The organism is Streptomyces sp. NPDC041814 (assembly GCF_055590565.1).
Window position 1 is genome coordinate 114,732 of the sequence record NZ_JBVJAM010000009.1, and the last position, 12,776, is coordinate 127,507.

General features: G+C 76.0%; 9 protein-coding genes. 8 read left to right on the top strand and 1 reads right to left on the bottom strand.

Annotated features, from left to right (window positions below; translation table 11 throughout):
* Nucleotides 1-17 precede the first annotated feature (17 nt).
* Genes ACZ6C6_RS22895 through ACZ6C6_RS22925 form a run of 7 tightly spaced genes read left to right on the top strand, consistent with a single transcriptional unit; the run spans nucleotide 18 to nucleotide 11,320 of the window.
* The gene (locus tag ACZ6C6_RS22895) at nucleotides 18-1,196 is read left to right on the top strand and encodes a hypothetical protein (RefSeq protein WP_469205127.1); all 1,179 of its coding nucleotides are present in this window, start codon (nucleotides 18-20) and stop codon (nucleotides 1,194-1,196) included.
* Nucleotides 1,184-3,829, top strand: a complete 2,646-nt coding sequence (locus ACZ6C6_RS22900; protein WP_469205128.1) for a hypothetical protein — start codon at nucleotides 1,184-1,186, stop codon at nucleotides 3,827-3,829. Before ACZ6C6_RS22895 ends, ACZ6C6_RS22900 begins: the two co-directional genes overlap by 13 nt.
* Nucleotides 3,826-5,151, top strand: a complete 1,326-nt coding sequence (locus ACZ6C6_RS22905; protein WP_469205129.1) for a hypothetical protein — start codon at nucleotides 3,826-3,828, stop codon at nucleotides 5,149-5,151. Before ACZ6C6_RS22900 ends, ACZ6C6_RS22905 begins: the two co-directional genes overlap by 4 nt.
* Nucleotides 5,148-6,701 carry a vWA domain-containing protein gene (locus ACZ6C6_RS22910; protein ID WP_469205130.1) on the top strand — a complete coding sequence of 518 codons (1,554 nt, stop codon included), beginning with the start codon at nucleotides 5,148-5,150 and terminating at the stop codon, nucleotides 6,699-6,701. The genes ACZ6C6_RS22905 and ACZ6C6_RS22910 overlap by 4 nt, the downstream gene beginning before the upstream one ends.
* Nucleotides 6,698-7,357, top strand: a complete 660-nt coding sequence (locus ACZ6C6_RS22915) for a 4Fe-4S single cluster domain-containing protein (RefSeq protein WP_469205131.1) — start codon at nucleotides 6,698-6,700, stop codon at nucleotides 7,355-7,357. Before ACZ6C6_RS22910 ends, ACZ6C6_RS22915 begins: the two co-directional genes overlap by 4 nt.
* On the top strand, nucleotides 7,347-8,735 hold the full coding sequence (locus ACZ6C6_RS22920; RefSeq protein ID WP_469205132.1) for a hypothetical protein: 1,389 nt from the start codon (nucleotides 7,347-7,349) through the stop codon (nucleotides 8,733-8,735). The genes ACZ6C6_RS22915 and ACZ6C6_RS22920 overlap by 11 nt, the downstream gene beginning before the upstream one ends.
* A complete protein-coding gene (locus ACZ6C6_RS22925; RefSeq protein ID WP_469205133.1) occupies nucleotides 8,732-11,320 on the top strand; it encodes an AAA family ATPase in 2,589 nt (862 codons plus the stop codon). The genes ACZ6C6_RS22920 and ACZ6C6_RS22925 overlap by 4 nt, the downstream gene beginning before the upstream one ends.
* A 16-nt stretch (nucleotides 11,321-11,336) precedes the next feature.
* On the opposite strand, the gene ACZ6C6_RS22930 is transcribed toward ACZ6C6_RS22925, so the two are convergent.
* Complete coding sequence (locus tag ACZ6C6_RS22930; RefSeq protein WP_469205134.1) at nucleotides 11,337-12,329, bottom strand: hypothetical protein; 993 nt, start codon at nucleotides 12,327-12,329, stop codon at nucleotides 11,337-11,339.
* 120 nt (nucleotides 12,330-12,449) lie between these two features.
* Between ACZ6C6_RS22930 and ACZ6C6_RS22935 the strand changes: the two genes are divergently transcribed.
* Nucleotides 12,450-12,770, top strand: a complete 321-nt coding sequence (locus ACZ6C6_RS22935; RefSeq protein WP_018103703.1) for a CU044_2847 family protein — start codon at nucleotides 12,450-12,452, stop codon at nucleotides 12,768-12,770.
* Nucleotides 12,771-12,776 lie beyond the last annotated feature (6 nt).

Sequence of the window (12,776 nt, forward strand, 5' to 3'; positions counted from 1 at the left end):
GGTACGAGGAGAGACACATGACCGATCCCTACTACGACCCCAACGAGCCCCCCGAGGACGCGGTGGGGCGCTCCGAACCGCCGGGTCACACCGCCTCGTCCTCCGATCCCGACGCCACGACCGCCCCCTGGAACAGCCTGCCGCCGCAGCCCGGCACCCCCGCGTACGGGCCGGAGCCGTCCTCGTACCCCTCCGTCGACGGGCATCTCGAACCCCTGCCGATCCCGGTCGCCCCCACCGGTGTGGAGAACCCGGCAGCCGACCGCGTCCGCATCGGGCTGTGGGGGGCGCCCCGCTCCGGCAAGACGACCTACCTCGCGTCGATGGCCATCGCGGCGATGCAGCAGCAGCGCCACAGCCGCTCCAACTGGGTCATCGGCGGGATGAACCCCGAGTCCATCGAGTTCCTCAACGACGGCGTCACCCAGCTGGCGATCCAGCGCCGGTTCCCGGACGCGACCGTGGGCCTCCAGCCCCTCTCCTGGTCCTTCCAGGGCGACCAGCAGGCCGCCGGACCGTTCCGGAGGAACAGGGAGACCGGCTTCATCCTGGAGGTCCAGGACGTCACCGGCGAGGCGTACCGGGGCGACGAGGCCAACGCCCTGCGGCCCCGGGTCCTCGACCAGCTGGCCCGCTCCCAGGGGCTGATCTACCTCTTCGACCCGCTGCTCGACAGCCAGCGGGCCGGGGAGGGGCTCAACTTCCTCTACTCGATGCTCACCGAGCTCAACGCCCGGGTCCGGGACGCCGGGAAGCTCCACCGCAACCGGCTGCCCCACCACGTCTCGGTCTGCATCACCAAGTTCGACGACCCCGAGGTGTTCCGCCCGGCCGTGGAGGCGGGCTGGGTGACGCAGAGCCTGGAGGGCAACCGGCTGCCGCGCGTCCCCGACGAGCAGGCGGCCCGCTTCTTCCAGTGGATGTGCGACGACGTGCGCGGCGCCAGCGCCCGGCTGGTGCGCGACGGCCTGTCCAACTTCTTCCACCCGTCGCGCATCTCGTACTACGCGACCTCCGCCATCGGCTTCCGGCTCAACCCGCAGAACATCTTCGACTACCGCAACTACCTGAACGTCGAGGTCGTGGACGGCACCCCGCGCATCTGCACCTCTCCCGTGCCCATCAACGTGCTGGAACCGCTGATCGACCTCGAAAAGCGCATCCGGTCCGGCGGCTCGAAGCTGTGGCAGCGGTGAACGAGGGCCCGGGCGCGGTCCCGCTGCCCGCCGACTGGGCCGTCCTCGGCAAGCGGGCGGGCCGCTCCATGGGATACGAGGTGCTGGACGGCAGCCTCCCCGGGGACCGGGCCCAGCGCTATCTGTGGACCGCCACCACCGGCACCCCGGACGGCCGCGACCCGGACGGCGAACTGCCCTGGCGGGTCTTCCTCAGCACCGCCGACGGCGAGGACCGGCCGGTCTGCGCGGTGGTCGACACCACCTGGGACGGCTCCAAGGACGGCACCGGCACGCCCAGTTACACCTGGCGGCTACTGCTCACCGAATGGCGTCCGGCCGCCCGGGCCGGGCTGACCTGGACCTCCCTCGACCGGGCCGCCGCCCGCACCGAGACCCCGCCCGGCGCGGAAGTCGTCCTGCACGCCGAGCGCACCCCCGCCACCGAACTCGCCGACACCATCGACCGCCTGGGCTTCGACTGGGTCGCCGGAACGGCGGCCCTCCTCCTCGACGGCCGGCACCTCGTCCTCACCGCCCCGCGCGGCTCCGCCCTCCCCGGCATCGACGAGCGGGTCCGGGTCCTGGACGCGGTCTGCGCCCTGCTGCCGTACGGCTGCCGCACCTGGCTCAGCGGCGCCACCTGGGCCGGGAAGACCGAGCACGCGCTGCGGCTGGTGTTCGCCGGGTCCGCGCGCAGCGGGCAGCTGGAGATCCCGCTCGCCACCGGCCGGGCCCCGTCCCCGGGCGGCGACACCGCCCGCGCCTACCTCGCCGAGCTCTCCCGGGTACGCGCCAAGCGGGAGTCCACCGCCGACGTCGTCGCCCACCTCCTCGCCGCCACCACCCCCCTCCCGCTGCGCGAAGGCGCCGACGCCGTCCGCGTCCTGCGCGAACTGGACCTCCTCGACTCCGTCCTCGAAGCCGTCCGGCAGGGCAGGGGCCAGACCGAGGAGGTGGGGCGGCTGCTCGCCCTGCACACCCTGGACACCCTGGACGAGCGATGGCAGCGGGAGCTGGTCTCCTTCCTCGCCCGCACCGCCGTGCGCCCCGACGACGGAGCCGCCTCCGCGCTCCTGGCCCGGCACTGGACCCCGCGGGTCCCGGACCTGCTCGCCGCCGACGTCCTCGCGCAGCCGGCGTCCAAGGAGACCTTCGCCCTGGCCAGGAAGTACCTGAGCCTCACGCACTCCCTGGAAGGGAGCAGCCGCCCCGGCGCGTTCGGCCGCCTCTTCACCGCGCTGGCGACCGCCCCCGGCTACGACCCCGTCTGGGCCGGACAGCTCGCCTACATGGTGGAACGGGAGTACGGCTACGCCACCGAGGCCACCGACCAGGTCCTGCTGGCCGCACCGGAGGCCGGACTCGCCTGGGTGCGCGGCCTGTTCACCAACCACGCCCGCGATCTGCGTCCCCTGGACCGGCTGCTGACCCTCGCCGCCGCCCCCGGCACGGGACCGGTCCCCGGCTGGCTGCGCTTCGCCGGCGCGCTCACCGGCCACCACGCGGGCGGCGGCGCGACCGAGGCCGACGCCACCGCGTTCGTCGGGGACAACGAGGAAGCCTGGCGCATCGCCCTGGAGACCGCCCGCGACCACGGGCAGCCGGGTGTCATCGGCCCGCTCTGGCCCGTCCTGCGGGGAGTCCTGCGCGCCGGGCGGCAGGCCGAACTCCTCGCGCTCCTCGACGACCTGGCCCGCCCCGGAGCGCCGGGGCTGCCGCCGGGCGCCGCCGCCGACGCGGACCTGCTCCGGCTCACCGGCCGGGCGGCGGACCCCGGCTTCCGCCCGGAGGGCGGCCTGCCCCGGCTGCGCGGCATCACCGACGGGCCCCCCGCCCTCGAACGGTACGCCGACACGCTCGTCGCCCGCACCGACGGCGACCCCGCGCTGCGCGACGACGTCATCGCGGCCCTCCTCGGGGACCGGCCGGACCCCGTGCACGGCTGGCCCGTCCTCACCCGGTGGATGAGACAGCGGCCCAGCATCGAAACCACCGTGGGCGAGGGCCTGGCCCGGCGGCTGATGGCCGCGGACTACGCCCACTGGCTCGACCTCGACCTCCCCACCGAGCTCGTCGAGGGCCTGGAACGCTCCGGGCTCGGCTGGCTCCGGGCGGTCCGGCGGCTCCGGCTGGCCGTCAACGCCCAGGTGGAGCTGGACGAACTGGCCGGGATCATCATCAGCGGCTGCCCGCACCGGTCGGTCACCGGCCGCCTGCTGGACGAGATCGCCCACCTCATCGGGGACCGCGGCTCCGCCTTCGGATACGCGCTCACCACGGAACTCGACCGGCGGCAGCCCGGCATCGGCCTCGCCGTGTACGAGGCACTGGGCCGCGACGCCCGCTACGGCGAACTGTGCGCCCGGCTCGTCCGCTACAGCAACCACGAGGAGGTGCGCCACCGCAGGATCATCGGCGCCCTCACCGCCCCCGCGCGCACCGCCCAGCCCCCCGGCCCCTACCACCACCGCCCCTTCCCGCCCACGGCCCCGCCCTCGGCCGCCCCGCCGCAGGCCCCGGTCCCCGGCGGCCACCAGGGTGCCCCGCCCCGGACCCCCGACGGCCACCCCGCCTACCCGCCCGCCTCCTCGTACGAGGAGGAGCGCTCACCCCGGTGGGGGTTCCGGTTCAAGAAACGGGGGGACGGATGACGGCACTCGCGATCGACGCCGGATCGCGGTACGCCCGCCTCGCCCGCGTCGCACCCGGCGGCGGCCCCGAACCGGTCGACCTGCCGGGCGCGGTGCCCGGCGAGGGCCTGCCCGTGCCCGAGGCGGCGCGCGGCGACCGGGCCGCCGCCCTGCGCGCCGCTTACGACGCCTACCTCCGGCACCACGACGCCCCGGCCCGGCTGCTCGTCGTCGTCCCGCAGCACGACCGGGCCGGTCACGCGCGCCGCGCCGCCGACGCCCTCACGATTCCGCACACCCGGGGACCGGCCCCCGACGTACGCACCCTCGCCACCCCGCACGCGGTGCTCGCGCTGCTCCGGCACACCGGCCCCCTCACGCCCGGCCGGTACGCGGTGTGCGACCTCGGCGCGGCGGCCGCCGAGGTGTCCGTGTGCACCGTGACCCCCGGCGCGGTGGCCGTCGTCGCCGCCGCCCGGCACGCCCCCGACGACGGCTACGGCGCGGCCTTCGACGCGGCCCTCCTCACCCGGTCCGGGCTCACCCCCGACGACGACACCCGCCGCGCCCTGGCCGCGGTCAGGGCCGAGCCGGGCGCCGGCCGCCGCCTCGCCCTCGTCCTGGACCGGGCCGACCGCGACCCCGCACGCTACGAGACCACCGCCGTCCACCACGTCGCGGGCCGCCCCGTCACCGCCCACACCGTCCGCGCCGCGCTGCCGCTGCTCACCGACGGCCTGGACCGGGCGCTCGCCGAGGCGCTGGGCGGCCCGGGCCGGACCGCCCAGCTCGCCCCGACCGGCGGCGTCGCCCGCTTCGGCCCCCTGCGGACGCGCCTGGACGCCGCCGGCCACCCGCTCACCGCACTCCCGGACGGCACCGACCCGGCCCACGCGGCGGTCCTCGGCGCCGCCCTCGTCGCCGCCGGCCGCGTCGACCCGGCCGACCGCTACCCGTACGAGCTGTGGATCGGTGCCCACCGCACCGAGGCCGGCCGGCCCACGGCCCGGGAGCTGCTGATCAGCGCCGCCGGGACGCTCGAACCCGGCGGACCGCCCGTCTACGCCGAGGCCGACGGGCGGCGCGTCGGAGTCCGCACCGCGCCGGGCCGCCCGGTGCGGGTGCGGGTCACCGACCCCGCGAGCGGCGCCGGGGCACCGCTCGGCCCCCTCACCCTGCCCGGCGGCGGCGAGACGGACCGCTTCCACGTGGGCGTCCGGCTCGCCGTCGACGGGACCGCGGCGCTGGTCCTGCACCCCCTCGGCGCCGGACCGCCCGGAGCGTTCCCGCTGGGCACCCTGCCGGCCGACATCGGCACCGACACCAAGGAAGTGGGCCCGTGAACCACACCGCCCCCGCGCGCTCGCTCCGGCGCTGCGCCGCGCTGCTCACCGCCGCGCTCCTCGCCGCGCTCCCGGCCGCCGCCGAGGCCGCCCCCGCCGCCCCGGACCCCACCCGCGCCGGGATATACCGGGCACTCGAACTGGACCGGGAACCGGCCGACTACGCGATCCTCGTGGACACCTCCGGCTCCATGGCCAAGGAGGGCCGGTACGACACCGTCCGCGCGACGCTGCGCCCCTTCCTGGACGGGCTCACCCGCGAGGACCACGTCGCGCTCTTCACGTTCGACTCCCGCACCGAGGCGCGGTACGTCGGCCCGGCCGGCGACACCTCGAAGATCATCGCCTCGCTCCCGGGCGCGCCCACCAAGGACGGCGACACCGACATCGGTGCCGCACTGGACGCCGCCCTGAAGGAGGTGGCCCGCGACGACGCGTCCCCGGTGGCCTCGGTCGTCCTGCTCACCGACGGCGAGCACCGCCCCGCCGCACACTCCCGCTACCCCAAGGCGTCCGGCCCCGCCTGGGACGCCCTCGCGAAGCGGGCGAAGGGAGTCGCCGGACGCACCGAACTCGCCGGATACGCCATCCCCCTCGGCGGCGGCGCGACCGGCGCCGGCCTCCTCGCGAACGTCGTCCCCGACACCACCGTCCTGCGCCCGGACGGCATCCAGGACCTCGGCGCCTACCTGGCCCGGGCCGGCGACCGCACCCGGGCCCGCAAGGCCGCGCGCCTCCTCGCCCCCGACACCGGCAAGGGCGTCACCGCCACCTGGCAGGACGGCGACGCGCTCGACCTCGGCGACGGCTCCGCCACCAAGAAGCTCACCCTGCGCTCGGCCACCACCCACGTCCCCCTGACCGTCACCGGGCTGCGCGCCTCCGTCACCGGCCCGGGCCTGGCCGTCGGCGGACTGCCCGCCCGGCTCACCCTGGAACCGGGCGAGTCGAAGACGTACACCCTCCGGCTGCGCGGCCGGCTCTCCGGCGGCGCCCTGCCCTACCGCCACACCGAGAACGCCCGCGCCACCTTCCACCTGGCGGGCAAGGTCACCTCCACCTGGCAGCGGCCCCTCGCCCCCGACATCCAGCTCAGGACCCCGACGGCGATACGCCTCCCGCGCACGGACCTGCCGCTGCGGGCCGACGTCGGCTCCACCGCGTTCCTGCCCGCCCTGGCCGCCGGGCTCGTCGTCCTCGTCCTCGCCGGATGGCTGGGCTGGCGGCGCGTCAACCGGCCACCGCTGCGGGGCGTGCTCCTGCTGGCCACCCCCTTCGGCGGGCCGCTGCCCGAGCGCATCGAACTGCGCGGCCGCCGGATGACGCTGCGCCCCGCCTCCGCCGGCGGCCGGGGCACCGTGCACGGCAGGCGCAGATCCACCCGCGAGGGCCCCCGCACCGATCTGCGCATCCGGTTCTCGCCCGACGGCACCGCCGCCCGCGAGAGCGGCGCGGTCTGCGCGCCCGGCGCCGAAGTCGTCGTCAGCGGGGTCTCCTTCACCTACCTGGAAGCGCCCGGCCACGCCCCCGCCCCCGGATGGCCCGGATGACCGGCCCCCGCCTCAACGTGGCCGCCACGCGCGTCGGCACCGAGGCGCTCGGGCCCGGCGTGCGCTCCGCGCTCTGGGTCCAGGGCTGCCCGTTCAGCTGCGCCGGCTGCATGGCCCCCGACTGGATCCCCTTCCGGCCCGCCCGGCAGGCCGCACCGGCGGAGCTGGCCGGGGAACTGCTGGCCGACGCCCGGGTGACCGGACTGACCTTCTCCGGCGGCGAGCCCATGGCCCAGGCGGCCGGCCTCGCCGAAGTGGCCCGGCTCGCCCGGGAGATCCGCGACGTGACGCTGATCTGCTTCACCGGACACCGGCTCGAACGGCTCCGCGCCCGGCCGCCCGGCCCCGGCGTCGCCGCGCTCCTGGCCGAGGTGGACGTCCTGGTCGACGGCGTGTACGTGGCCGCCCTCGACGACGGACGCGGTCTGCGCGGCAGCACCAACCAGCGCGTCCACCACCTCACCGGACGCCTCGCGGACACGGGTTACGACTTCGAGCACCGCACCCGGTCCGCCGAGATCGCCGTCAACGGCCCGGAGGCCCTGCTCATCGGCGTACCGCCGCCCGGCCTGCTCGACGCCTTCGACCTCGCGGTCGACGCGGTCCGCACCCGCACCACGACCCCCGTGAGAGGACAGGAACACGATGAGCGGTAGGAAGCGCATCCAGGTCGACGAGTCCGAGTGGTACCGCATCCAGCGCAAGGCCCAGCAGCTCAAGGACGTCCAGCGCAACATCCCCGACCTCATCGAGGAGGTCCGCCGGAAGACCGGCGAGGATCTGGACCGGGTCTTCGCGCGCGTCGAGGAACGCCGGGAGCGCCACGAAGCGGTCGTCCAGGGCCTCAGCGAGCAGACCCGCCGCCTGGAGGCCGACACCGCGCGCCGGCTCCGCGACCAGGCCGCAGAGGTGCGCGGGGCGCTCGCCGCCTCCGCGGGGCAGATCCGCGAGGAGACCCGCCAGCGTCTCGCCGAACAGCAGGAACGGACCCGCCGGGCCATCGCCGAGGAACGCGCCGAACGCCGCGCCGAGACCGCCCGGCTGGCCCAGGAGATCGGCGAACTCACCGAGGACCGCACCCGCGCGGCCCGTACCGTACGCAGCTGGCTCGCCGACGCCCGCGCCCTGGCCGCCGACCTCACCGAGGCCGGGCTCCACGAGCGCTACGCACCCGGCGAGCTGGACCGCCTCACCGGCCGGCTCGCCACCGCCGAACAGAACGCCGCCGAGGGCAGGTTCGACGCCGCCCTCGCCCTCGTCCAGGAGACCTGCCACTCCCTGAGCGAGCTGCGCGCCGACACCGAACAGCGCGAACTGGAGCGCTGCACCGCCCAGATGGCGGCCATCGACGCCCTGGCCACCGTGGCCGGAGCGATCGAGGGCTGCCGCGAACAACCCGTCACCGGACCCGACGGGGCGGTCCTGCCGGACTACACCGTGGACGTCGACTACTGGTCGGAGGGCGACTGGGACCGGCTGCGCACCGAGGCGGCCGAGACCCTGGCCCGCGCCCGCGACGACGCCACGGGCACCGACGAACTCCTCGGCCTGCGCGACCGCGAGGCACCCCGCCTGGAGGACGAGCTCGGCGACACCGTGGGCCGCGCGACCATGCGCCACCTCGCCTCGCAGCTCCGGGTGAACCTGGCCGACACCGTGGCCCACAGCCTGAGCCGGCTCGCCTACTACGACTTCGTGGACGGCGAGTACGAGAACGCCGACCCCCGCGGCTCGTACTACGCCAAGCTGCGCCACGAGAACGGCAACGAGATCGTCCTCGACATCTCCCAGGCCGCCCCCGACTCCGGCGAACAGGTCGTCCGGGTCCTCTCCTACGACTACGACACCACCTCCGAGGACCAGCTGCGCGACCGCGCCGAGGCCGTCCGCCAGGCCCTCGCCGCGGACGGCCGGGCCGCCCCGGCCGCCCCCGAGGCCGAACCCGGCACCCCCGACCGCGCCTTCCTGGACATCGAGGGCCACCGGCAGCGCGGGGAGCAGACCCGGCGGAGGGGGACGGGGAGCGGCGGATGAGCCGGTTGAACAAACCGCCCCGGCCCGCCGCGGCGCCGGTCGTCGAACGCCTCGACCCCGCGGCCCTGCGCGGCGGCGAACCGTTCACCATCCTCTACGGCCCGGGCGCCGGCGACGTCTTCGTGGACACCGCCCACCAGGTCTGCCGGCTGGAGGAGGCGCTGTGGCGGCTGCTGCGGGCCGAGGGCTACGAGCGCATCGTCTTCAGCTCCACCGACCACCCCGTCTACTTCCGGGACACCGCGTCGCGCGACCTGTCCCGCCCCGGCGCCCGCGCGCCCGGCCCCCGCACGGGGCTCCCCGTCATGCGTACGCCGGGCATGCGCGGGCCGATGGGCAGCCTCCGGGTCACCGGCCGCGCTCCTGTCCCCGCGCCCCGCGAGGACAGCACGCCGCTGCCCGCGCCCGCCCCCGCTCCCGGGGTCAGCGACCCGTTCGCCGTGATGACCCTGAAGCGCTACCTGACGCAGAGCCAACACCGTACGGCCGTCGTCTTCGCGCACGCCGAGGGCACCCTGCTCCACTACCGCGCCCAGCGCGAACTGGCCGGCGCCATGGACGCCTGGACCGACGACCACGGCAACGGCAACCTGTGGCTGATGGTCTTCCGCCGGTCCGGCCTGGACGAGGTGGCGCGGTTCGTGGAGTCCTGCCACGCCTACCCGGTCCTGGAAGCCCTGACCCGGCAGCAGGCCGCCGCCCCGGGCCGCCCCGGCACCGCCAGGATCGGCCACCCGCCCGCCGCCGAGGTCGAACGCCTCATCCATGCCGTACGGCTGCGCACCGGACTGCGCGTCGGGGACTGGCGGGAACTGGACGCCGTCGTCAAGGCCATGGGCAGCCACCCCCGCACCGCACGCGCCTGGCAGGCGTGGCTGGAACAGCTGGCCGGCACCCCGGGCGCCGTACTCGGCCCGGCGGCCGTGCGCGACTCCTTCCCCGGGGCCGCGCCGGCCGACCCCCGCAGCCCCTGGGACCGGCTGGCGGCCATGCCGGGGCTCGACGTGGTGCGGGACCGCTTCGAGCAGCTGCGGGCCGAGGTCGAGACGGCGGAGGCGCTGCGCGCGGGCGGCCGGGCCGGTGTCTTCGAACCGCCCTCCCTGCACCTCGCGTTCACCGGCAACCCGGGCACCGGCAAGACCACGGTGGCCCGGCTCGTCGGCGAGATCTACCGCGACCTCGGACTCCTGGAGCGGGGCCATCTGGTCGAGGCGAAGATGAGCGACCTGGTCTCCGGCTACATCGGCCAGACGGCCGGGCTCACCGACGCCACCGTCGACCGGGCCCTGGACGGGGTGCTGTTCATCGACGAGGCGTACGGACTGAGCGACCAGCGCGACGGATTCGGCAACGAGGCCATCCAGACCCTCCTCACCCGCATGGAGAACGACCGCGGCCGGCTGGTCCTGATCGTCGCCGGATACCCGGACAAGATGACCGAGTTCCTGGAGGCCAACCCCGGCCTGCGGAGCAGGGTCGCCGAGGACAACATCCTGCGCTTCCCCGACTACCCGCCGACCGCGCTGCACGCCATCGCCCTCGGCAGGCTCCGCGAGCGCGGGGCGCGGCCGTCCCCCGAGACGGAGTCCCGGATCCTGCGGATCGTCACCGAGATGCACCGCACCCGCGACGAGTCCTTCGGCAACGCCCGCGAGATGCGCACCCTCGCCGACGCCGTCTTCACCCGCTGGTCCCACCGGGTCCGCAGCCGGGTGGAGGAACCCGTCGTCCCCGACGACCTCCCCGAGCGCTACCGGGACTACCTGCAACGCCCCGCGCCCGATCCCGCGCGGCTCCTCGCCGAGCTGGACTCGTACGTGGGACTGGGCCCGGTCCGCGAGGTGCTGACCGGCCTCGCCAACCGGCAGCGACTGCGCCAGGCCCACGGCACCGGCGAGCTGACACCCCCGCACCTGGTGTTCACCGGGCCGCCCGGGACCGGGAAGACCTCCGTCGCCCGGCTCGTCGGCACCCTCTTCCGCGACCTCGGCCTGCTGCGCAAGGGGCACGTGGTGCAGGCGAGCCGGGCCACCCTGGTCGGCGCCTACCTCGGCGAGACCGCCCGGCTGGTCCGCCAGGCCGTGCAGGACGCCCTGGACGGGGTGCTGTTCATCGACGAGGCGTACAGCCTGGCCCACGACGTGCGCGGCGGCTACGGGCAGGAGGCGATCGACACCCTGGTCCTGGAGATGGAGCAGTGGCGCGGCCGCCTCTCCGTGATCGTCGCCGGCTACCCCCGCGAGATGGACACCTTCCTCAACGCCAACTCCGGCCTGCCGTCCCGCTTCACCGAGCGCGTCCCCTTCCCGCACTACGGCCCGGACGACCTTCTGGAGATCCTGCGCCGGATGGCCGCGGCCGAGGGCTACACCCTGCACCCCGAGGTGCCCCGCCACGCGGGGGAGTGGCTGGCCGCGACCCGCCGCGCCGACCCGGCGGGCTTCGGCAACGCGCGTACGGTCCGCAAGCTCCTGGAACTCATGGAATCCCGCCTGGCCGCCCGCTTCGCCCGGGCCGGCGAGGGCTCCGAGCCCGGGGCCTTCACCCAGTTCCTGCCGCAGGACGTACCGGCTGCGCCGTTGTGAGGAGGGCGGGCCTCCCTCACGGCGTCCGGTGCACCACCGACTTCCCGCCCCGGTCCCGGGCGTCCCGCTCCGCCAGGACGCGGCCCAGCGCCTCGTCCGCCGCGCCCAGCCGCCGCTCCATCTCCTCCGTCGCCGCGGCCACCTCGGCCAGCGTCACCCGGTGCTCCGGCGCCACCACGCCCTCCGGCGCGCCGCCGGGCGCCGCCAGCGCGCCCGCCAGGTCGCGGTCGACCGCCGCGTACCGCCGCAGCGAGGCGACCCGGTCGCCCTGCGCCTCGCGGATGCGCTCAAGACGGGCCTGCCGCTCCGCCAGGTCGGCCGCCGCGTCGCCGTGCACCCGCTCCTCCTCGGCCAGCGCGCGCTGCGCCGCCTCGGCCCGCTCCAGGACCTCACGGGTGCGCGGGGCCAGGGCCGCGAGCCGGTCCTCCGAGAGCCGGACCAGCGCGTCGCTGCTGGTGCGCAGCGTCCCCTCGACCCCCGCGTCCCGCCCGCGCAACGCGGCCAGCCGCTCCGCGATGACCTCCTGCTGCTCCTGGAGCGCGTCCAGGGCGAGCACCAGCCGCTCCAGCCTGCGCAGCTCGTCCACCTGGCGGCGCAGCGCCTCGTGCTCGGCGAGCCGGTCCCGCAGCGCCTCCTCGGCGGCCGCCAGCTTCTCCAGCGCGGCGTGCGCGAGGTCGGTCCGCTCCCGCTCCTCCCGGACCCGTTCGCGTACGGCGGCGAGCCGCCGCATCAGCTCCTCCGTACCGCCGCCGAACGCCTCGCCCGGCATCGCCGCCTCCAGCAGCCCCGGAAGCGCACCGGCCAGCGCCCCGGACTCCACGAGCGCGTCCTCCAGCGCGAACAGCGCCGAGAGGGCCGGCGTACCGCTCTCACCGCCGTCGACCCGGCCCAGCGCCGCCCCCGCCCACCGGAACGCCAGGCCGAGGACGCGCAGCGCCACCTCGGCCTCCGGCTCGTCCGCCCCGGCACCCGACAGCGCGGCGGTGATCTCCTCCGTGGCCTCGTACACGACCCTCTCCGTCCCCCGGGTGCACATCCGCACCATCATCACATCACCCGAAACCCCCGCGCGGGGCCCGTCCCGGCCGATACGATCGCCCCACAACCCACCCGAAAGCAGGGGGACTTCATGCCGGAAGTGGTGTCCTTCGAGGGGCCGGACGGCGCCTCGCTCCAGGTCGAGGTACCCGACGACGCCCCCGGACTCGAACGCATCTCGCGCGACTCCGGCGAGGTCGTGCGCGCCGGCCGGCGGCTGGAGGACGCCCTCGCCCAGACCCGCCCCGCGCTCCGCTCCGTGATGGAGTCCGTGCGGGCGCTCGGCCCCGACGCGTACGAGATCGAGTTCGGCATGAAGTTCAACGCCGAGTCCGGCGTGGTGATCGCCAAGACCGCGATCGAGGGGCACTTCGCGGTCAAGGTCTCCTGGAACCGCCCCCAGGCGGACTGACACCCG

Excerpts from the sequence above, each read along its gene's own strand:
- ACZ6C6_RS22920 (WP_469205132.1), top strand. The coding sequence starts at position 7,347 with ATGAGCGGTAGGAAGCGCATCCAGGTCGACGAGTCCGAGTGGTACCGC.
- ACZ6C6_RS22895 (WP_469205127.1), top strand. The coding sequence starts at position 18 with ATGACCGATCCCTACTACGACCCCAACGAGCCCCCCGAGGACGCGGTG.
- ACZ6C6_RS22915 (WP_469205131.1), top strand. The coding sequence starts at position 6,698 with ATGACCGGCCCCCGCCTCAACGTGGCCGCCACGCGCGTCGGCACCGAG.
- ACZ6C6_RS22925 (WP_469205133.1), top strand. The coding sequence starts at position 8,732 with ATGAGCCGGTTGAACAAACCGCCCCGGCCCGCCGCGGCGCCGGTCGTC.
- ACZ6C6_RS22905 (WP_469205129.1), top strand. The coding sequence starts at position 3,826 with ATGACGGCACTCGCGATCGACGCCGGATCGCGGTACGCCCGCCTCGCC.
- ACZ6C6_RS22935 (WP_018103703.1), top strand. The coding sequence starts at position 12,450 with ATGCCGGAAGTGGTGTCCTTCGAGGGGCCGGACGGCGCCTCGCTCCAG.